Here is a 20,292-nt window from a genome sequence, read left to right as displayed (position 1 = left end):
GAAAAGCGCTGTAACACCATCTTGGTGTTACAGCGCTGGATAATTCTATGCTTTATTTGATTAGTTAAAGCAATAAAGATATATAGCAGACTAACATTTTATATAGTATTCACCGTCATCATACATTTCCTAGTAAAGTGGTAATCAATGCTTTTAACCGACAGATGACAAGTCTGCTTCCAGGGAGTTGAGCTCCCGCCGCTTACCCAGCCTTCTGCTGGGTCAGATCATACACAGTGACTCCATCAACCGTGGTTGCGGTGTAGTGCTTGGCCAACCACTGCGAGATTTGCGTGGCAGTGTCTGAACCTCCCATTCGATGGCCACCCATCTCACCGGCTATGTAGTAATGAATCTGCTTACCCTTCACGTACTGCTTGAACTGTTCCAAGCTGGGGTAGGGGTCGGAACCATTGAACCCACCAATGGCCATGACCGGCTTTTGAGAAGCCAGCTGATAGCCCGCCGCCTGCTGGGATCCCGTAGTGGCAGCAGCCCAGCGATAGGAATCGGATGACATTTCCAGCTTGGCGACGATCTTGGAACTTGACCGGCCTTCACCAAGCAGACTTCCTACTTTCATCCTTCCTCCTTCTGATACCACATGGAATCCAGATTTGCCCCTGCGCTGTGAACGCATGGAGGGCGCACCCGAAGAGCTGGATTCCCCTAGTGACCCTGAAAAACCCTGGCCCATGGAACCTGGTCCTTGAGAACCCATGCTAGGAGGCTGTTGACTATTTGAATTGCCACCGGGCATCTGGCCCTGCTTGCTCGGCTGTCCCAGCTGATTCATCGGGTCTTGCCCCATTTGGTATGAGCCCATGGGACCGCCGTCACCACCAGGTATGCCTTGCTGCATATTGCCAGGTGCCATGCCGCCTGCCTGACGACCACCATGCTGGCCACCGCCAGGCCGACCGCCACCAGGAGCACCCCCGGGCATGGCACCTGGGCCGCCACCCATGCTCCCTGAGGTGAGGCTGGGTCCAGCTAGAACGATTGATCCCATATGTCCTTGGGATACGGTGTACAGCGCCCATGCAGCAGGGCCGGCCATAAGCCCTATGACTGAGAGAATGAGGGCAGCAAGAGCGAGTCGTCGTATTCGCAACAGCCCAGCCAGGGCAAACCCGAGGGCGCCCATGAGACCGATTATGAGGATGGCCCACTTGAGCCAGGGGAGCCACTGGGATCGACCTGCCAGGCTGAAATCCCAGAAGGCCGTGAAGGCGATAAGAATCGGCGTGACGATCCTGGCCCAGAGCTTGTCCCGGGCGATCCACAAACTGAATGCGTCGATGGCAACCATCGCAGCCAGGGCAGGTGCCAGAGCCACGGTGTAATACTGGTGGAAAATGCCGGCCATAAAGCTGAAAACGAGCCAGGTGAAGGTCAGCCAACCTCCGAAAGCAATGACGCTGGCCCTGCGCACGTCAGTGCGGACGGCCCTGCCGATAACAAGCAAGCTGATAACAATGCCTGCGAAAGCCAAAGGAGCCAGCCAGGAAATCTGCGTGCCGAACTCGCCGCTGAACAGACGATTGAGGCCAGTCTGGCCCCACTTGCTGCCGCCACGACCGCCACCAGCCTGCATACCGCCTCCTTCATGGCCGTGGCCGGGTATGACGGATCCTTCTTCGCTGCCGGTCAAGCGTCCAAAACCGTTGTAGCCAAAGGTGAGCTCAAGGAAGGAGTTGCGCTGGGAACCGCCTATATAAGGCCTGTCGTTGGCTGGCACGATGACCGTCAGCAGCACCCACCAGCCGGCAGCGACGATCATGGAAGCAATGGCAGCCAGTGAATCTAGGACGCGACGAACCATGCCTGTAGGCGATGCCAGAAGAAAAGCCAGGGCAAAACCAGACAGTACGAGTAGCACCTGCAGTTGCTTGGTAAGGAAGCCGAATCCGATCAGAGCACCGGCCAGGATCATCCACCATGTGCGCTTTCGATTGCCAGAAGGATGGTTGGCATACTCCAGAGATCTGAGGAGCGCGTGATTGGCACCGGTCATCAACAAGACCAGCAAGGCATCGGGGTTGTTGAAGCGGAACATCAGCGCGGCTACTGGAGTGAACATGAAGATGAATCCGGTGACAATGCCCGCCCAGTTGCCCCAGTACCGGCGCACGGTGGCATAGAGCAGGTAGGTGGTCGCCACCCCCATCAGCGCTTCCGGCAGGAGGATGGCAAAGGAACTCAGACCAAAGATGCGCACGGAAAGCGCCATCAGCCAGAGGGCTGCCGGCGGCTTGTCCACGGTGATGGCGTTCCCTGAGTCCAGGGACCCCCAGAGAAACGCCTTCCAGCTGACCGAGCCTGCCTGGGCCGCAGCTGAATAAAACTCGTTGGCGTATCCGGAGGCCGTGAGGTTGATGAAGAATATTGCACAGGCTGCAAGCAGCATGACACCCAGCGCCATCCAATCCCCACGAGTCCGTCGCGGCAGAATATACGCGCGGGAAGCGTGCTCGTCAGCGACTGCATCTGCGCTTGTTGATCGTGGCGGATTGAAAGTCCGCGAATGCTGGGAGAAGCCATAGCTGCTGTGAGAAGCCAATGAAGCGTTCATGATAGGTAACGTTTGCTCTTTCTATATGAGATTTCGTTTGCTGTCAGCCGCTCAACAAGCGGCAGTCTCTTTGCCTGGATTCTGCATACTTGAGTGCGGATCCTCCTCTTCGGCAGGCAAGAGGGATCCACGCAGCTCATGCTGGCGGATCTGATCCCAGACGGCAGGTGAGTCCAGGTCGACGCGAAGCTCCTCGACCGTTCGGGCCTCCATACCCTCCCTGACCCGGTGCATGCCTTCCAAATCCTTCTTTACCGTGTCTGGAATGTCGACCGTCGAGCCGGCATCCTCCACCCAGCGGACAGGAAGCTCCAACATGGTCATCCCGGCCTGCTGGGCACGCACAAGCAGTTCCGTATCGAAGAACCACTCGTCATCCTTCACCTGCGGCAGCAGGACATGTGCAGCCTGGGCAGTAATGGCCTTGAAACCGCACTGGGCATCATGAAAGGAAACAGCCAGATATGAGCGGAGCATGAGGTTGTAGGTGCGCGAAATGAGTTCACGTTTGGGGGAGCGGGTGACCTGAGATTGCGGCAACAGACGCGAGCCAAAGGCGATGTCAGCCCCGCCCTGGAGCAGAGGAAGAATAAGGCTGCCTGTAGAGCCGATGTAGGTGGATAGGTCCACGTCCATATATGCGACAACTGCCGCCCTGGAGCTGAGCCAGGCCTGTTTCAGGGCGTACCCGCGACCCTTTCTCACGAGGTGCAAGGCACGAACCTGGTTGGGGCACCAGTCGCACAAAGACTTGGCTATCTGCCAACTGGCATCTGTGCTGGCATTGTCCGCAATCACGACGTTCCAGCTAAAGGGTGTCAGATCTCTGGCGTGACGATCCAGGAAGCTGCATAAGGTGGATACGGAGTCAGCCAGCTGAACCTCCTCGTTATATATGGGAATGACAATATCGGCGTCGACCGCGGCTGGGCTGCCGTAGTAGACAGGCGAATCAACCTCACTCAGTGGGATTTGCCCGCTGCCAGAAGAGCGCCTGTCAGGCACATAGTGCTGCTCGCTGGTGTTTCTTTCGAGAATATTCGTTGTGTTCATGAATCATAGTAAACAGCGACTTCTTGGCATATTCCTCAAACTTGTCTTGGCAAATAGATTGGACTGCTTAAAAAGAATCATGAGGATGTCTCAATGTTTGCTGACACGGCTGCGACAAATAGCAGCAGTCAATATCGTTTTTCGAGATCGATCAGCATAGTTTTGCTTGGCTGTTGCGAGGATTGGACCAAAACCAATCTCTGAATTGCATTTAGGCAGAGGCCATGTACATTTAAGCTGCATCTACAACATAAAGAATAATGAAGCAATGCTCATATGAGCAACGCATCCTATAGTTGAGCATTCTTGGATTTGCCTGCTGAGTATGCTTAGATCAAGTCCTGCAGAAACCACAAACATTGCTATACGTTGGCGCTTGTTCCCAAAGCTCGCTTCAATAGCAACTCGATGCCAAACGCAATCAGGCTTTCCTCTCCTGATACAAAAATGACTGATTTCCTCAACAGATATTCAAGTTCGGAGAAACCCAACAAGGTGAATTACAAGCAACAGAGGCATCGAACAACACGATGAGCAGGCTGGAATCCCAATAATCATCTGCGTCATTAACACGACAAAATCGTGAGTTTGGCCAATACCCGTTCTAATAATTACAGTCAAGCTTTCCGCGCAGCAAGTTGATAAAGCAATCTTTTATGCAGATACCTGTGAATGGCTTTCTCCCGACAGCCTGGTTTCATAGCGGCTGTAGACCGAAAATAACCTCGAGGTCCACTTCCAATGTCGCGATAAAAGACGTTAGGTAAACAACATCCAGATAAAGAATGTCAAATTAGCTTGACGTAAAGTTCACTTTACTTTATTCTGATGCTCATACAGGTCGTCCGATCCTGAATTGAGTTCTACAAAGGAGAAATCCATGAAGGACAAGAAGCGCAACGAAGCGACTGTCGATGTGCAACCCAGATCGTTTGGCACTGTTCGTTTCGGTTCCCGTCCGATGTCAGCGCTCATAGCCGCTTTGATTCCAGGCCTGGTGAGCGGCATAGTTCTGGGAATCATTCTGGCTGGCTTCATGCCACAGTCCTTGCCGTGGATGATCAAGACTCTAATAGTGGCTGTGATACTTTGTCCCGTATCTGTAAGTCTTTGGTGGGTCATTTTGGTGGATCCCAATACCTTGTCTGGTGCTGATCCGCATGCAGAAGAGAACATAGAGAGCCACTGGTACGGAAAGGCCGAGCAACTTTCATACCGTATTTTCATCGTATTGGTGTCGGCCGGTTGCCTGCTGACCAGTTTAATGGGGGCTGATCAATGGGCCCTCATGCTCGTGTGCGTTCTGATAGCAATGCTCCTGATCCTTGCCCTGTCGTATGCATTTGTGAGGTTTGTTCATCATGAATAACTGCCTGGCAAAAATGCGAAAGGAGCGCGGCTGGTCTCAGGAGCAGCTATCAAAAAAGCTGGGAGTAAGTCGGCAAACGATAATTTCGATCGAAAAAGGCCATTTCGATCCCTCGCTCCCCTTGGCCTTCCGCCTGGCGGACGTATTCGATTCAACCATAGAAGACATATTCTGGCATTGAACCCGCCTTTTCTCGCAAACTCGACCTGCTGTCAAAGCTCTGATTGGAACAGAAACCTATGAATCAAACATTCAACCCGCTGACAGTATTTCTTCTGTTGCGAGGCAAAGACCATATCTATAACACGCTATGGATGTAAGGATTGTTCACTAATAGTGTCTCAACGAAACTTCATTTATTATTTTGATGGAACAAATTGTTGGATTTGAATATAATGGTAAAACGATTCGAGTCAGTAAATTGAGTAAAAGCAAGTCCGGTCTGTCACTGAACAAATGCAAATTAAAAAAGACTCATATTTATTCTGTAAAAATGAATGTCAACTAATTATAGAAATAAACAAACTGGGAGACAAAATTATTATCAGAGATGATTCTTTTCAACCAATTTTCTAATAACACTTAATGTTGGCATGCCTGACTCCATGCCCTAGAAGAAGAAAAACAAAAAAGATAGACATTGAAGTATGGAGTAGCAAGCTTATCTATAGGCGGATCTTTTTATTCATTTATTGAGAAAAGCTATGAGTAAACGATGTGATTTTTAATATTTAATCACAGTTGGCTTAAATCACATTAAAAATTTATAGGTTGAACGAGTTTGTTTTCATTACAGATTGAAAATATTCTTTTGATCCCTATGGTTACCGCTTATATTTTAGTTTATTAATACTGGGTCCATAGATTTATCGTACCTTACAAAATCGTGTCATACAGCGCGTACAATTCAGCGTTAGAACACAAAATTAATCATAAATTGTAACAGCTACTTGTCGCAGTTCTAAGTAGACACCGCCGAAGAAGGAGGAAATGCAGCAATGTCTAGCAGGCCGAACAGATTAAGCAATCCCAAAGAGACACCTATTGCCGTTCAAGAGCAAAGGTTTAGAATTTGGAATCGGAGGCAAATAACAACAAAAGGCGATGTGACATCGGAAAGTTATGCTCGCACAATAGAGAGCAGTTTGAGGAATCTGCGCAGTCAGCTTTCTCAAAAAATAGAAAGCCCGATCTCGTCATACGTTAAAAAATCAGCGTTTGCCTACCTTAATTATGAAGAATTCAATCCCATTTGTTCTGCTATATTAAAAGATTCTACATTCCAACGAAATTCTGGACCCATTAATCACAATAATTTAAGGGAAGCCATAATTCGGTATCAGCGATTTCTTTACACTTACCATGAAAGCGAGGAAGATTACGAAAAGTTTGCTCACATACTTTATGTCTTCATAAAACAAAATAAAGAAATTTCAGACTTGGCGCATGCAAACAAGGAAGAGCGTGATTTTGCCGACAAGCAGAATATAAGCAATAATCAATTTACTCTCTCTTCAGGCCTAAAATTTACGTTTCGCATCTCCAACAATAGTGCTTCTTCGAAACCTAATTCCACGTACGTGAATGTAACGGGGACCGATATCAAAATCAGGCCTTCATTTTCTGAGCCCGGACATATTACAACATTGAGTGCCGGCTGGTATCCCGAACAGCCGATCCAATCACAGACAGAAATGTCTACTCTCACCTGCTCTGTAACTGAACTCGACTTGTCAGCAAGAAAGCCAAGCCGACTTGTCCGCCAAATGCTTGATCTATTAGTTGAATTGAACGAAAGGAACAAGTCTCAGAATAGCCCGGAAGAGATTGATATTAATTACAACATGACAAAAGAACAATATGTCAGTCTTAGTGAACGTGCGAAACAACTATTAGAAGATAAGAATATTATTTTTCACGGCGCACCAGGAACTGGAAAGACAACGGTTGCCAGGGAAATAGCTTCTGAACTGCTCTGTATCAACAACGAAGACGGCCAAATACATAAACAATTGAGTGAAAGTCCGCAATTTGAATTCGTTCAATTTCATCCCAGCTATGACTACACTGATTTCGTGGAAGGGCTCAGACCCGAAACAACAAAATCAGGCAATGTGGGTTTTCAACTATATCCAGGTATTTTTACCAAGTTCATTAATAAGGCAAAACGTGATCTAAGGCATAATTACGTCATTATCATTGACGAAATCAACAGAGGCGACTTGTCAAAAATTCTAGGAGAGCTATTCTTCAGTATCGATCCAGACTACCGTGGAGAAAGAGGTAGTGTAGACACTCAGTACGCTAATTTGCACTCTCTGGCTTATAAGAAACGTGGCGGATTAGACGAAGGTGAAAAATTTTACATTCCTGAGAACGTGTACATCATCGGAACCATGAACGATATAGACCGTAGCGTAGATTCCTTCGATTTTGCCATGAGAAGACGTTTCACATTTATTGAGATAAGTGCGGAAGAATCAGCGGAGGCTCTCAACGGTATGCCGAATGAGGATAGAACGAAAAGTATGATGAAAGCAGTGAACAGCGAAATAAGCGAATTCTTAGGCACAGATTATGTGTTAGGAGTTGGCTACTTCCTTAAAACGGCTCAGTCCTCCGACGACAATGCGTCCTGGGAACTTTGGAAGAACCATCTCGAACCGCTACTGGCTGATTATCTAGGGGGCATGGATGACGCAGATGAGAAACTAAGTGAGATTTTTGACGCGTTTAAAGAAGCCGCTTTTGTCAGTGGAATAAATGACCACACACAAGGAGACAATACTCCAACGGTTGGCGATGATGCGCACTTGAATGAGGCATGAGGAAAGTGGTTACGAGTGTTTCAACTGCCTGCCGTCATTTCTGGTATTTAGCGGATAACAGCCGAATAGAAGACCAATCTTTTATTAAAACTAACCTCTGTAAATCACTGCTTAATCAGACAGTAGAGACACTGCTAGATAAAGAGGGCGTTATTTATGTAGGACGGGAAGACGAAGGAGATGTTGACGTTAGTCTCGAGCAGCGTGTTCTTGGCACATATAAAGGCAAAACAAGAACGCAAAACCTCATAGGAGTGCTCGGAGACAACCATGACGTAGTAAGCATATCTACCCGTTTTTTCAGACGGAATAAAGAACCTGTCCACATAGAAAATGACTATTTCTTCGCATATCTATTGGAAAAAGTTCTGCATGTAGATGTGGCCAAGGCCTTTGATTTTCCGCCTCTTAAGAACAAGCGCTGGGAAACAATGATGATACTCTTATTCCCTTATTTCCTGGGCAAGGCTCTGCAAGTGGGGCCCTACAAAACGTATGTAAGGCGAAGGTATAACGATGCTCGGCTGAAAGGCACGATCGACGTAGCGCGTTATCTAAGCATTGATGTTCCCTTCGTTGGGCAAGTGGCATACACGACACGAGATCTAGATCTTGATAACCCAGTCAGTGAATTAGTTAGACATACAATTGAATATATTGTTTCTGGATTTAAAATTGGTAAGCAACTTCTTAATAGCAATAAGAATGTTAGAGACAATGTTCGGATAGTGAGGTCTCGGACTAGGCGATATAGCAGGTCAGAAAGACGTGCAGTTTTAGACTGGAATACTCGACATCCCGTTGTCAATAAGTATTTCCGCAAATACAGGCTTTTGCAAAGGATTTGCATAGCTATCTTAAGCCACAAATCTGTATCAGCAGATGCTCTAGGCAATGGCCACATCAATGGAATTCTGTTCGACTGTTCTTGGCTATGGGAAGAGTACCTTAATGTACTGTTGCTTGATAAGCGCGACAACATATCTTTTGTTCATCCACGCAACAAGTCAAAAACTGGAAAGCAGTACTTGTTCGGCAGCAATGAAAATTCTGGCCCACATTCGACTGCTAAAGGCCTATTTGGCGTAATATATCCTGATTTCCTAATAAGGAACACCTGCACTGTGGTCGCTGATGCTAAATATAAACCATCGAGCAATATTTCGGGCTCTGACTATCTTCAATTACTAGCGTATATGTATCGGTTTGATTCTAGATTTGGTCAGTACTGGTATCCGAAACCGCAGGAGAAGAATCACCTTTCACCTTCCATTACAAGATTTGAATTACTTAAAGGGATAAATGACGGTTTACAAGATGAGCAGTTCAGGAATGGAGAGCAAAAAATCATACTAGAAAAAGTTGGCTTTCCAATTCCAACTGGAGCTTCTACTTATGAGGAGTATTCTTTGTCGATGAAAGCTAACGAAGATCAATTTGCAGACACAATTGCAAATATACGATAATTGCTGCAATAAACTAGTTGGTGTGTTAATGCAGTCTAGACGGGCAACACTTTGGCACAAGCGGTAGTATTTGAACACGCTGAAGCGCTTACAAATAAATTGACTCGTTCAGTTACCTCAACGTTCCACATGAATTGACACATCAGTCAACCTTGGTGATTTTATCCTGCGGCAGTGAACACGCCTGGAGGTTCTTTATGTATAAGAACTGTTAAGCCGTGCTCCTAGAGGATGACCGGCTTTTACAATCGTGCGAAGACGCCAGCTCGAACATCGGCTAGTACCGCATCTGGTGGTAAAGAATATCACTCATCATATACACGTATCTGTCAGGTCATACACTATGCGGAAAGAGACTCGATAAGACAATCAGATGCAAAAGTCGAGAATCTGTCATATTTCCTAGATACTTCATATGGTCAACGTTTCTTACCAAACGGCTGCGCCGATCAAGCTTATTCACCGATGGCAATTCAATTGCGAAGGAAGGCTTATTGGGGGGGGGGGGGGGGGATAAGCAAATCAAGTATTCCACAAACGAAAATACCAACGCCCTTTAATATAAGCACCATGGCCACAAATACATACGTTGGAATTCATAAGACGTTCATGAACTATATTCGAATATTTGAAATAAGGGTGGTTTCAATCCCTACAGTCATTGGTTTTTTGCAATTTAGTCGTACCTATGGGACTTAGACTCGAAAATAATTGAGGTGTCTTGCCCTCATGACATACGCAAGCACTGATACACGATAAACTGTATTTTCTTCATATTCCAGTTATACAAACGGTATACCAAGACTGTTCAACAAACCGTAGCACAGTCATACTCAACTATCCAGAGTCGGAATAATATCGAGGAATGGAAGATTAAACGTCTGCGTCCAGAATTGTTCCCGTGCTATCTGTGGACGATCAAAAAATGACGTTCAATAAACATTTTTCACGTTACTTGCATACCCATTCAGTCCCACAGCTTAAGTGAGTAACTTTAGGGCTATGACAGTTATAGAGGATCATAAAGTGCCGGCTACCCAAACTCTGACGAATACAATCAGCTCGATTATCCCGATACCGCACCGTTTTAGCGCTTAACGACAGAAACCGCACGAAGAACCTAACAAGAAAATGACGCATCTTTTGAGACTCTAAAACTAGCGACACCTTGTATGCGGAGATTCGTGACTTTATTGCCATATGGGCAGCTTCTGCCAGTCGTCCGGGAAGCCCATTGGTTTGAGTGGAATGCCAGGATAGCGGTTCATCAGGTCTATGAAGTTTGTACGCCAATGAGTGACGCCCAGTTGCTTCAGGAGGAAGTGTTCCATGGTCAGGAATCCTGCAGGACCTTTCGACTCCGGTCGGCGGAAGGACTCCCATTCGTTACCCCACCAGTCGGCATTTGCGGGATACATCTTGGGTTTGATGGGTGTCATCTTCGGGTCTATGCAGTTCCAGAAGCGGTCATGGTGGGCGGTCTTGTTGCGGGCGACACGGATATTCTCGAGCCAACCGCGCAACAATTTCTCATTGCCGACACCGGGCTTGTTAGACATGATTCCCATTTGCAAGGCCAACCTGCGTTTGATGGTAGGGTCAGCACCCTTGTAGAAGATCTTCTTGAAATCGCCGTAGGACAGGCAATCCACTAGCATCCAAATGGGCGGCAGCGGGTCGCGGTAGGTGCTCTTGAAATGCTTAAGCTGTGGCAGCGAAGATCTCTTATAGTCCTTGGCTATGCCGGCAATCGCACTCTTATGCTCTTCGGTGCTGAGTCCAGGCAGACCGGCAGGCTCAAGGTAACCGAACGGACCCGTTGCTTTGGCAAGTTCAGCAGCCATATAGCTTTTGAGAAAGACCTCGATGCTGACGATGCCATCGAAGACGATGTTACGTAGTTCCTGGTCGAATACGTACCGTTCCCAAATGGGATCCCAAGCAGTCTTCAGAAGAAAGGGCAACTTTCGTTTACTGCTACCCGCCATAGGAGTAAGGAAAGGATACCAGTAGCCCTTGAGGCGATAATAGCCTACCAACTCCAAACGATCCGCAAGGTCCTGCACGCTGATGCCTGTCAACCCGTTATCCAGAAGCAGTTGGGCCAGGTCTGCAGAGTCGCGGTAAGGATGGCTGGGGTATGGGGGCAACTTGGTTGCAGTTGTGAATCCCATGTGCCCTCCGGGTAAAAAAATACCGCCATAGTATGCGTTCCACCCCGAAAGGCAGTAGAGGCAGTGGCGGCTTCTAACGGCACTAATTTTACATCGTGCTGGCGCCGAACGCAAAACTTCAAGACTCGATTGCCGCTCAGAGCTAAGGCTGAGCGTACACGGCACTCAACGAGATGACATCTCGGGCCAGACCCAGGGCGGTGGATTTGATTATGACCCTCTACCAGACTCCCGCAGTTGTCCTGGGTACGCTCCTTTGTGGTTCTGCACAGAACGGGAGGATACCAGTGACCTCAACCTTGGCCGTCCGCCAGGCCGAAGCCAGCCGCAAACGTCAACTGGTCCAGGTTGACTACCACGACCTACGTAATTTGACGGAAGAGGATGGCGCAGAGGACTTCCGCCAGTATCAGCGCAGGAATGCATCCGCAGAGACCATCAACATCAAGGGAAGGCGCGGCCGAGTTGCCGGGGACTCTGAGAAAGAAGCTGATGACGGCTTACGCTCAGCTCAACGCCGACCCAGAAGATTTTCTGACCGATCATGAACTCACAGTTGGCGAATGAAGGGAAACGTGAAGAACGAGCGAGGCGCCGAAGATATGCAAATAGATATCAAAGGCCTGGAAATACAAATAATTCCAAGGCCTAAGACCTTGGAATCGTTGCTCTTTGGTCGGGCCGGCGGGATTTGAACCCGCGACCCCTTGTAAGATAAGCCGCTGTTCTGGTACATGCGAGCTGCCTTTAACTGCTGCTAACTATCCAAGGAATACTGCCAATTCTAGCAGATTCCAAGTATGAACTGATGCAAGCTGATACGGGTACTTATGGGTAGCGATGTGCCCGAAATGTGCCCGATTGGATTAGCCAGAAGGAAGTGTCTGATGACATTGGCACAGAAATCGTCTGACTGCATAAAATGAGATTGCTTGGAACTGATTCAGGGATGAGATGTAAGTGTGTGCCGGATAACCTTGCTGGATCGGTCAGGTTTTCCGCTTATAAAATCCCTGATGGCCTCGGACATTTTTTCAGGCACATAGTCGTGGAGATAATGAGGGGCATCGAAATACCGTATCTGTGAGTTACCTTGCTGCGCTTTGAAGGATTCTTGGATGGATCGCCACTCATCCTTGCTGAAGCCAGTGCCTTTCCCGTTGGAAACCAGTTGCAGCATCTTGATCTGTGGCAATCCAGCTTCCGCAACCTTGCGGGCGTTGGCGTTGACCGTGTTGATCTCTCGCTGGATGTCTGGATCCATGAAGTTCTTGAAGAAGAGGGTCCGGTAGACCGCCTTATCTTCAGCAGACAAATTTCCTGCTTTGATGGCGGGTGACTGGTCCGCGGTCAGTCTGGGCAGGAGACGAGGAAGTCCTGTCCGGCAAAGGGCGCCCAACAGTGCTGTGGCTGCGGCGGGAGGCACCAGGTTGCGCGTCTCATAAGCCTGTGGCGTGGCCATATCCAATCCGATGATGGCCTCCACCTCGGCAGGGTACTTCTTGGTCCAGTAAAGTGCTTCAAGCCCAGACATTGAGTGGGGGAGGAGCACATAGGGCCCAGTCACTCCGGCCCCGTGCAGCGCCGCCCTGGTCTCATCCAACATCGTGTCGATATCTCTGGGGTCCCGAGACCAGTCACTAAACCCGTACCCGGACTTCTCCACCACAATCAGACAGTATGAGTTTTGCAGTCTAGTAATGAGAGCCTTGAAATCATACAGAGGGGAAGGGGTTCCACACCCTGAAAGCAGCACCAGTTTCGGGACGCTACCATGTGTGTCCCCGAACACCGCGACACTCAGTAGTTTATGTCCCACTCTCACCAGCTGACGATATTGTGCTTCGCCCTTATCTTCCAGGGGATTCCTCGTAATTACTTGGAGCATATAGACGAGTCTACAGTAGCTGACAGCTTGTGGCAGAGCAGCAGTAAAAGCATATTGAGGAAGTGCTTTCTCGGCAAAAAAAGGATTCCGGTTCTGCGATCAGTTATTGACTTAAGTCTTGCAGCACACATCCCAGGAAGCGGTCGGGTTCCTCCCATTGGGGGAAGTGGCCGGAGCGATCGAACCAGTGCCAGCTTTTGGGGCTGTCGATTGTCTCGTACCAGTCGCGGGCGACGGCGGAGGAGACGTGGTGGTCCTGTCTGCCCTCACAGAAGGTGACCGGCACCTCGAAGTGGTGGGTGTCGGTGAAGTCCGTGTCCATCAGCTCCTGGTGAAGTGGTCGCACATCGCAGGGTTGGTGGGTTGCTTGGCAGGGGAGAGCTTTGACAAGCCGGACATGAGAACGAGCAGAGGAGCTGGATGACTGGTTGAGGTTCTGATGGAATCCTCTTTGAGATTACTATCGGTGAATCTTGCATTATTGAGACATGGCCAGCGATAACACTATGGAACCGTGCGCTGCCCAAATGGTGGTGGCCTGCGATCTAGTGGTTCGGGTATGTCCTACTTTCTGTGAAAAGCCATCTGACTTAGGTGGGCAGCAAAGCTTGTATCGGGGCCGCCGCCCCGAAACCCCGCCGAGCTGGATCAGCTCGACCATACTGCTGCCGCACTGGTTCCGGTCGCCACGCGACCGGAACCAGCTTGCCCCTCAATACGAGCCTGGAATAAGGCTATACGCCAAAACTGCCTGCCTATTCTAGTCGCAGTATTATTGGGTGAAAAGGGTGCAGGCTTCACTGCCAGATGGGCAGTGACTGCCAGTTGTCCGGGAAGCCCATGTGTTTCAGGGGGATGCCGGGGTAACGGTTCATCAGTCCCACGAAGTTGTTGCGCCAGTAGGTGATGCCTAGCTGGTTCAGCAGGTAGTGCTCCATGGTCAGGAATCCAGCCGGGCCTTTTGACTCCGGCCGGCGGAAGGGCTCCCATTGGTTGCCCCACCAAGTAGCGTCGTTGGGGTACAGCTTGGGCTTGATGGGTGTCATCTTGGGGTCGATGCAGTTCCAGAAGCGGTCGTGATGGGCGGTCTTGTTGCGGGCGATTCGAATGTTTTCCAGCCAGTCGCGCAGCAGTTTCTCGTTGCTGACGCCGGGCTTGTTGGACATGATGCCAAGCTGCAGTGCCAACTGCCGTTTGATTGAAGGATCGGCGCCCTTGTAGAAGATCTTCTTGAAATCACCGTAGGAAAGGCAGTCCACCAGCATCCAGATGGGCGGCAGCGGATCGGAATACGTGGCTCTGAAATGTCGTAGCTGAGGCAGCGACGACCGCTGGTAGTCGCTGGTGATATTGGCGATCGCGTTCCTGTGTTCCTCGGGGCTGAGCCCGGGCAGGCCATCCGGCGCGGTATAGCCGAACGGCCCAGTTGCCTTGGCCAGCTCTGATGCCATGTAGCTTTTGAGATGGACCTCGATGCCGACGATGCCGTCGAAGACGATGGTGCGCAATTCCTGGTCGAACACGTAGCGTTCCCAGATGGAATCCCAGGACGTGCGGGACAGGAAGGGCAGTTTGCGTTTTCTGGCACCTGCCACAGGGGTGAGGAACGGATACCAGTAACCCTTGAGGCGGTAGTAGCCGACCAGGTCTATTCGCCCGGCAAGGTCCTGGACGCTGATACCCGTCAGCCCGTTGTCCACAAGGAGCTGGGCCAGGTCCATGGAACTGCGGTACGGGTGGCTGGGGTATGGGGGCAGCTTGGCTACGGTTGTGGATGCCATGCGCCCTCCAGGTAAAAAAGTACCGCCATAGTATGCATTCCACCCCGAAAGGCAGTAGAGGCAGTGGCGGCTTCTAACATGATTGAGTCTACATCATGCCGGCGCCGAGCGCAAACCCTAATGCTTTGCTTATGGCTTAGGGCCGTGGCTGAGCGTAGACGACGCTGAACGGGGTGGCGTCCTTTGCCAGGCGCAGGGCCGTGGTCCTGGTGATGGCGTTCTCGACCTTCCAGTAGTTGCCGATCACCGGGATCTCGTTGGACTGGCCGATCGGTGAGTTGTCCCAGTCCTCGCGCGTGCGCCAGTAGACCAGCAGGACCGGCTCGGGCTCCTTGCCGGCGTCACGGGCTCGTTGGGCGGCTTTATATGCATGGCCGGCCAGGTCGGCGCTCTTGTGTTCGATGAAGTCCAAGACGTCCTCCAGGAAGTGCCAGGCGGCTTGCTTGGGCATTGCGAAGGCCTTGGGGTCCTCCCATTTTCTGACGGTGATCGGGCTGACGCCAAGGGCGTCAGCCACATCGACCTGATTCAGGCCGACCAGGTCACGAAGGGCCTGGAAGTCGGCCTTGGACCGCGTGCTCGCGGCGAAGATTCGAGTCATCGGTCAGCACCTTACGTATCGCTAAGAGATATCAAAATATCTCATAAGGATATCACGGAAGAGGATCATGGATCTGCGGCGGCGCAAGGGAGACGGAGCTCACGATCCTTCGGATCGCTCGCGCTGATTCCTGTCGTTCACCGCCCCAGGGCGGTTCACTGGACCAGACTCGTTCTACCTGGCCTGGGTGCGGATTGGCCGGACCCATCATGCCATGCGCCACGCCTCCCGGTGCTCTCGGTCGTCCTTCGGCCGCCCGGCGTCACGACCGGGCCATGTGCGCGGCAAGCGTCGCAGATGCCCCGATCGCGCCGTCGCACCGCTCGCCGTGTCGCCTGGCCTGACGTGCCCGTCCAATCCGAGAGCTCACGAAAGGCGAGACACCATGACGGACACCACGACGACCCCGGCCACCTGCCACCTGTGCGGCAGCAAGCAGGCTCCGACCCAATGCCATGAATGCGGCAAGGGCTGCTGCCCGGACTGCACGAGGCGCTGGGGGGCCCTGCGGTACTGCGCGGACTGCGCCCCCCACTGCTGGGAATGCGGCAGAGACGACGACCCCGGCGAGAGGTACACGACCTGGACGCCGGGCTGGTGCGAGACCTGCGGCCGGCCGGTGTGCACCGACTGCCGGCGGACCTGCCAGGCCTGTGGCGACCCCTGCTGCTACGAGGACGTGTACTACCCCTACGGCGACGACAGCGACGAGCCGTTCTGCCCCGGCTGCTCGGAGGAGCGCCACTCGGAGCCGCAATACCTCAGCCCCTACGCCGGCAACGCCAAAGCCCGCGACCCCTTCACCTTCGGGCTGGAAATCGAGGTCGAAGGCGGCCACGACCAGGACGCGCTCAAGAACAGCCTGCTCATCGCCGGCTGGTGCCTGGACGGCAGCATGCACGAGGAGGGGTCGTTGGAATACCAGACCAACCCCCTGACCGCCGACCCCGGCACCCTGCGCGACCTGCACGCCCTGGTGGACGGCATACGCCCCGACATGGAGCAGGAGCACTCGGGCGGCCACATGCACCTGTCCCGCACCGCCCGGCAGCGAGCCTCCCGCTGGTACTGGGCCCTGTCCGGCCTGGACGACCACCAGGCCGACGACCTGAACATGCGCCACATGAAGCCGCTCGAAAACAGCTGGTGCAGGCTCTCGCACGGCCACTACGGGAGCAAGTTCTGCGCCGTCAACGACGAGCACTGCGACACCATCGAACTGCGCACCTTCGGCCCCTGGCACCACGGCACGGCCGGCAAGCTCATACCGGCCATCACCTGGGCCCACACCATGTGGCGCTGCTTCCAACACAGTGAGCCGGGCACCCTGCGCGCCACGGACATACAAGCCATGAGCCGCACCGCCTACCGGGCCGCCATGCCAGCACCCCTGCCGATATCCGAGCGGCTGGCCGTCCGCCGGCGCGAGGAGGTGACCGTCTGATGTGCGTCATCGTCACCGCCCCGGCAGGGGCCATGCCCACCACCACCCAACTGGCCCTCATGAGCGAGGCCAACCCCGACGGGGCCGGCATCGCCTGGCATGACGGACAGCGGCTGCGCCGCTACCGCAACGCCGACAACCACAAGACCCTGGGCTTCATCATCGCCAACCACGAGACGTTCTCCCGGGCCCCCTTCCTCCTGCACTTCCGCCTGGCCACCCACGGCGAGGTGGCTGAGGAGAACACCCACCCCTTCGCCTACAAGAAGAACGGGCGGACGGGATACATCGCCCACAACGGCATAGCCCAGCGATACACCCACGGCCCCCACGCCTCGGACTCCCGCAACGCCATCAACGCCTGGGAGCACGGCAGGGACTCGCTCACGGACGGCAGCCAAGGCAAGTTCGCCCTCATCGACCAGGACGGACGAATCGAATGGCTGGCCGGCGGCCAGGACATCGAAGGCGAGCGCGGAACATTCCAAGTGAGCAACACGAATTGGACGCTCATGGACCCGGACGACCCCTACGGCATATGGCAGGAGGCATGGGACGACGGCTACCGGCAAGGGGCCATCGAAGCCGGGCTCGACATACCCGACTATGCCGGCACACACGGGGTCTGAGCGAACCAGCGTCCCACTCGCGCCGGCAGGAGACAACCGGAGCTGAGGACCCGCCGGAACCCGGACACGGGCGACGGCGGGAATCCGTCGGGACAAGACAGCCAACCAGCCCCGACCAAGGAGGACCCCGGAACGGAACAGAGCGGCGACCCGCCTTGGCTCTCCCGGCAGGCTCCTTGTTGGGTTGTCCGTTTGAGTCGTTCCGACTGTAACTGCGCTGCTCCTACGGGCCCGTCGGAGCGTCGGCGAAGCCGCCGCACGCGAGAGCCCTCCGTGCGCTGCTCGCCACCGCTCCACTTGTTCAAACGGACAACCCAACAAGGAGCAGACATGCGATACACAATCGAACAGTTCACCACCCCCACCACCTACGACGACCCCTGGCAGCCAGATCCCAACTGGATGGAGAGCCCCTTCTTCTACGGAAAATCATGGAAGACCGAGCAAGGCGCCACCAGGGCACTCAACAAGCTCGTCAAGATGGGCAACTACGACCCGTCCAACTTCCGGCTCAAAGTCAGCCAGGATTAGGAGCGGACCAGCCCCCGAAAGGAGGCCAACGCATGAAAAGCGCCGGGAGGACGACAACCTCCCGGCGAACGTGAGGCAAATGCAATTCACCACACACTTCCAAGCATAGCGCGTCCAAGCCCCGACCATGAAAGCCACGCTGTGGACAGCACCCGGCAGACTCATGTCAATCGGTGCCGCCCAGTGCCCCGCCAGGCATGTCCTGGAGGAAGGAAGAAGAGAGGGCCTGCCAAGGATGGTCGTGCCGAATCGTTCACATGCGAACAAGGAGAAAGCTGGCCCAAATCCCACCACGATAATCGAAGGAATTGCAACGTACCCAGCTTGCTTATGTACCCCGATGGGGGTACAATAGTAGGTGTCGGCACGGGATACGAAACCGGGCCGACGGGTGACGACAACACCCCAACCGAATAGGCAAATGCAAGCAAAGGAACACCACATGAACACGCCAAACAACGACACCTCTAGCCAGGCAATCCGCATATGGCTGCGAGCGCTGGAAAAGGACACCGAACTGACCGGCAGCGAGTGCGACACCATACTCGGGGCTATAACCACATCAATGCCCTGCCGTGATACCTTCGTCCTCGCCAGCACCGGGTTCCACGGGTCCACCGAAACACTGGAACACATGGCGGTAGACAATCCGAGCAGGGATAGCGTGGACCTGTTCAGCAGGTCCGCTATGGACCTCTTGACGGGCGAGGCTCAGCCTGATGTGCCCGTACTCACCAAAGCCTGCCGCCTACTCACCCAACTTGAGGAGAGGGCGGAAGGGGGCCAGGCCGCACAGCCCTATGCCATTCACTCGTGGCTGGCATGGCTGGTCGGTGACTTCCACGCCGCCCAGATGGCTGCCCTGCTCGCTCTGGCAGAGGACGAAAACGTGACACTGGCCCATACCGTGCTCACCGGAATCAGACTAGGAGTGCATATCAAACGGGCTAAGACCATCTAACGCCCGAAACAGGCACGGAGAATCTGGGCCACCGACATACAGTCGGCGGCCCAGATTCTCTGCGCGCGCCAAACGCCAAGAAAGGAAGAAGATGACACAACGACCAGCCACAGGAATGCGCCGTATGCGACAGTCTCAGAACCTCACCCAGGCCCAACTCGCAGACAAGGCAGGCTTGAGCCGGCACCGCGTCAGCGACATTGAGTCCGGCACCCGTTCCATCGAAAACATCTCAGTAGCCGTGGCCCTACGAATCGCACAATCCTTAGACTGCACCATCGAAGACCTCCTATGACAATCACAGAGCAAGCACTCACCACAGCCAGAACCAGTCACACATCAGAAGCCAGCACCCGACTAACTCAACCCACCCAAACCAATAACGAACAGTCCACCATTCATCCTCTAATCACCCCACTTTTATACCAATCCAGGTCTGGTCAGCGGTATCGTTCTGGGAATTATTGTCGCCAGCTTCATGCCGCAGACTATGCCATGGATTATTAAGGCACTTATCGTGGCTGCGGCATTTTGTCCAGTATCAGTCAGCCTTTGCTGGGTCATCTTGGTGGACACCGACACCTTGCCCGGAGCAGATCAGCATGCCGGGGAGAACATAGAGAACCACTGGTACGGGAAAGCCGAACAGCTCTCATATCGCATTTTTTTGGGAGTTGTTTCTTTCAGCTGCCTGCTGGCCAGTTTGTTGGGTAAGGATCAGTGGGCGTTCATGTTGGTGTGCATTCTGATAGCAATGCTCTTGGTTTTTGTCCTGGCCTACACAATCGTGAGGTTCATCAGTCGTGGATAACCATCTGGCAAAGTTGCGAAAAGAACACGGTTGGTCTCAGGGGGAATTATCCAAAAAACTGGGAGTGAGCCGTCAGACCGTAATTTCGATTGAAAAGGGCCATTTCGATCCATCGCTGCCAATTGCTTTCCGCCTGGCGGATGCATTCGATTTAACTATAGAGGACATATTCGAACCCTGA

General features: G+C 52.6%; 18 protein-coding genes. 11 read left to right on the top strand and 7 right to left on the bottom strand.

Going from position 1 to position 20,292, the window contains the following annotated elements:
* Positions 1–202: 202 nt before the first annotated feature.
* Together H3T92_RS07435 and H3T92_RS07430 are read right to left on the bottom strand one after the other, a co-directional pair.
* Positions 203–2,425, bottom strand: coding sequence for a glycosyltransferase family 39 protein (locus tag H3T92_RS07435; RefSeq protein ID WP_232342014.1), 2,223 nt, complete (start codon positions 2,423–2,425; stop codon positions 203–205).
* Positions 2,426–2,626: 201 nt separating this feature from the next.
* Positions 2,627–3,628: a dolichyl-phosphate beta-glucosyltransferase gene (locus tag H3T92_RS07430; RefSeq protein ID WP_198189715.1), complete on the bottom strand. Its 1,002-nt coding sequence runs from the start codon at positions 3,626–3,628 to the stop codon at positions 2,627–2,629.
* 880 nt (positions 3,629–4,508) lie between these two features.
* Between H3T92_RS07430 and H3T92_RS07425 the strand changes: the two genes are divergently transcribed.
* The 4 genes from H3T92_RS07425 to H3T92_RS07410 all read left to right on the top strand — a co-directional run bounded on the left by H3T92_RS07425 (position 4,509) and on the right by H3T92_RS07410 (position 9,291).
* Positions 4,509–4,997, top strand: a complete 489-nt coding sequence (locus tag H3T92_RS07425) for a hypothetical protein (protein WP_198189714.1) — start codon at positions 4,509–4,511, stop codon at positions 4,995–4,997.
* A complete protein-coding gene (locus H3T92_RS07420; protein ID WP_198189739.1) occupies positions 4,990–5,178 on the top strand; it encodes a helix-turn-helix transcriptional regulator in 189 nt (62 codons plus the stop codon). Before H3T92_RS07425 ends, H3T92_RS07420 begins: the two co-directional genes overlap by 8 nt.
* 817 nt (positions 5,179–5,995) lie before the next feature.
* Positions 5,996–7,825, top strand: coding sequence for an McrB family protein (locus H3T92_RS07415; protein ID WP_198189713.1), 1,830 nt, complete (start codon positions 5,996–5,998; stop codon positions 7,823–7,825).
* Positions 7,822–9,291: a 5-methylcytosine restriction system specificity protein McrC gene (locus tag H3T92_RS07410; protein ID WP_198189712.1), complete on the top strand. Its 1,470-nt coding sequence runs from the start codon at positions 7,822–7,824 to the stop codon at positions 9,289–9,291. The genes H3T92_RS07415 and H3T92_RS07410 overlap by 4 nt, the downstream gene beginning before the upstream one ends.
* Before the next feature lie 1,190 nt (positions 9,292–10,481).
* On the opposite strand, the gene H3T92_RS07405 is transcribed toward H3T92_RS07410, so the two are convergent.
* The 5 genes from H3T92_RS07405 to H3T92_RS07385 all read right to left on the bottom strand — a co-directional run bounded on the left by H3T92_RS07405 (position 10,482) and on the right by H3T92_RS07385 (position 15,735).
* Entirely contained in the window at positions 10,482–11,465 is a 984-nt protein-coding gene (locus H3T92_RS07405; protein ID WP_198189711.1) for an Abi family protein, read from the bottom strand.
* 943 nt (positions 11,466–12,408) lie between these two features.
* On the bottom strand, positions 12,409–13,071 hold the full coding sequence (locus H3T92_RS07400; RefSeq protein WP_110412869.1) for an alpha/beta hydrolase: 663 nt from the start codon (positions 13,069–13,071) through the stop codon (positions 12,409–12,411).
* Between the two features lie 385 nt (positions 13,072–13,456).
* Positions 13,457–13,675 carry an alpha/beta fold hydrolase gene (locus H3T92_RS07395; protein ID WP_045924388.1) on the bottom strand — a complete coding sequence of 73 codons (219 nt, stop codon included), beginning with the start codon at positions 13,673–13,675 and terminating at the stop codon, positions 13,457–13,459.
* A 475-nt stretch (positions 13,676–14,150) separates the two neighbouring features.
* On the bottom strand, positions 14,151–15,134 hold the full coding sequence (locus H3T92_RS07390) for an Abi family protein (RefSeq protein ID WP_045924387.1): 984 nt from the start codon (positions 15,132–15,134) through the stop codon (positions 14,151–14,153).
* 136 nt (positions 15,135–15,270) lie between these two features.
* Complete coding sequence (locus H3T92_RS07385; protein WP_045924386.1) at positions 15,271–15,735, bottom strand: helix-turn-helix domain-containing protein; 465 nt, start codon at positions 15,733–15,735, stop codon at positions 15,271–15,273.
* A 385-nt stretch (positions 15,736–16,120) separates the two neighbouring features.
* Between H3T92_RS07385 and H3T92_RS07380 the strand changes: the two genes are divergently transcribed.
* The 7 genes from H3T92_RS07380 (at position 16,121) to H3T92_RS07350 (ending at position 20,292) form a co-directional block, all read left to right on the top strand.
* A complete protein-coding gene (locus H3T92_RS07380) occupies positions 16,121–17,179 on the top strand; it encodes a hypothetical protein (RefSeq protein WP_110412868.1) in 1,059 nt (352 codons plus the stop codon).
* On the top strand, positions 17,179–17,808 hold the full coding sequence (locus H3T92_RS07375; protein WP_045924385.1) for a class II glutamine amidotransferase: 630 nt from the start codon (positions 17,179–17,181) through the stop codon (positions 17,806–17,808). Before H3T92_RS07380 ends, H3T92_RS07375 begins: the two co-directional genes overlap by 1 nt.
* A gap of 330 nt (positions 17,809–18,138) precedes the next feature.
* Complete coding sequence (locus H3T92_RS07370) at positions 18,139–18,339, top strand: hypothetical protein (RefSeq protein WP_045924384.1); 201 nt, start codon at positions 18,139–18,141, stop codon at positions 18,337–18,339.
* A gap of 442 nt (positions 18,340–18,781) precedes the next feature.
* Positions 18,782–19,300, top strand: a complete 519-nt coding sequence (locus H3T92_RS07365; protein ID WP_052692764.1) for a DUF4192 family protein — start codon at positions 18,782–18,784, stop codon at positions 19,298–19,300.
* 91 nt (positions 19,301–19,391) lie between these two features.
* Complete coding sequence (locus H3T92_RS07360) at positions 19,392–19,595, top strand: helix-turn-helix transcriptional regulator (protein WP_082067678.1); 204 nt, start codon at positions 19,392–19,394, stop codon at positions 19,593–19,595.
* Positions 19,596–19,817: 222 nt separating this feature from the next.
* A complete protein-coding gene (locus tag H3T92_RS07355; protein ID WP_198189710.1) occupies positions 19,818–20,111 on the top strand; it encodes a hypothetical protein in 294 nt (97 codons plus the stop codon).
* The gene (locus H3T92_RS07350; protein ID WP_045924381.1) at positions 20,104–20,292 is read left to right on the top strand and encodes a helix-turn-helix transcriptional regulator; all 189 of its coding nucleotides are present in this window, start codon (positions 20,104–20,106) and stop codon (positions 20,290–20,292) included. Before H3T92_RS07355 ends, H3T92_RS07350 begins: the two co-directional genes overlap by 8 nt.

Source organism: Bifidobacterium sp. W8112, from assembly GCF_016101425.1.
Lineage (GTDB): Bacteria > Actinomycetota > Actinomycetes > Actinomycetales > Bifidobacteriaceae > Bombiscardovia > Bombiscardovia apousia.
This window is presented reverse-complemented; position numbering and strand designations above follow the sequence as displayed.

Bases quoted from the DNA above. Each gene is read 5' to 3' on its own strand.
- H3T92_RS07435 (WP_232342014.1), bottom strand. From the start codon at position 2,425: ATGGCGCTGGGTGTCATGCTGCTTGCAGCCTGTGCAATATTCTTCATC.
- H3T92_RS07430 (WP_198189715.1), bottom strand. From the start codon at position 3,628: ATGAACACAACGAATATTCTCGAAAGAAACACCAGCGAGCAGCACTAT.
- H3T92_RS07425 (WP_198189714.1), top strand. From the start codon at position 4,509: ATGAAGGACAAGAAGCGCAACGAAGCGACTGTCGATGTGCAACCCAGA.
- H3T92_RS07420 (WP_198189739.1), top strand. From the start codon at position 4,990: ATGAATAACTGCCTGGCAAAAATGCGAAAGGAGCGCGGCTGGTCTCAG.
- H3T92_RS07415 (WP_198189713.1), top strand. From the start codon at position 5,996: ATGTCTAGCAGGCCGAACAGATTAAGCAATCCCAAAGAGACACCTATT.
- H3T92_RS07410 (WP_198189712.1), top strand. From the start codon at position 7,822: ATGAGGAAAGTGGTTACGAGTGTTTCAACTGCCTGCCGTCATTTCTGG.
- H3T92_RS07405 (WP_198189711.1), bottom strand. From the start codon at position 11,465: ATGGGATTCACAACTGCAACCAAGTTGCCCCCATACCCCAGCCATCCT.
- H3T92_RS07400 (WP_110412869.1), bottom strand. From the start codon at position 13,071: ATGTTGGATGAGACCAGGGCGGCGCTGCACGGGGCCGGAGTGACTGGG.
- H3T92_RS07395 (WP_045924388.1), bottom strand. From the start codon at position 13,675: ATGGACACGGACTTCACCGACACCCACCACTTCGAGGTGCCGGTCACC.
- H3T92_RS07390 (WP_045924387.1), bottom strand. From the start codon at position 15,134: ATGGCATCCACAACCGTAGCCAAGCTGCCCCCATACCCCAGCCACCCG.
- H3T92_RS07385 (WP_045924386.1), bottom strand. From the start codon at position 15,735: ATGACTCGAATCTTCGCCGCGAGCACGCGGTCCAAGGCCGACTTCCAG.
- H3T92_RS07380 (WP_110412868.1), top strand. From the start codon at position 16,121: ATGACGGACACCACGACGACCCCGGCCACCTGCCACCTGTGCGGCAGC.
- H3T92_RS07375 (WP_045924385.1), top strand. From the start codon at position 17,179: ATGTGCGTCATCGTCACCGCCCCGGCAGGGGCCATGCCCACCACCACC.
- H3T92_RS07370 (WP_045924384.1), top strand. From the start codon at position 18,139: ATGCGATACACAATCGAACAGTTCACCACCCCCACCACCTACGACGAC.
- H3T92_RS07365 (WP_052692764.1), top strand. From the start codon at position 18,782: ATGAACACGCCAAACAACGACACCTCTAGCCAGGCAATCCGCATATGG.
- H3T92_RS07360 (WP_082067678.1), top strand. From the start codon at position 19,392: ATGACACAACGACCAGCCACAGGAATGCGCCGTATGCGACAGTCTCAG.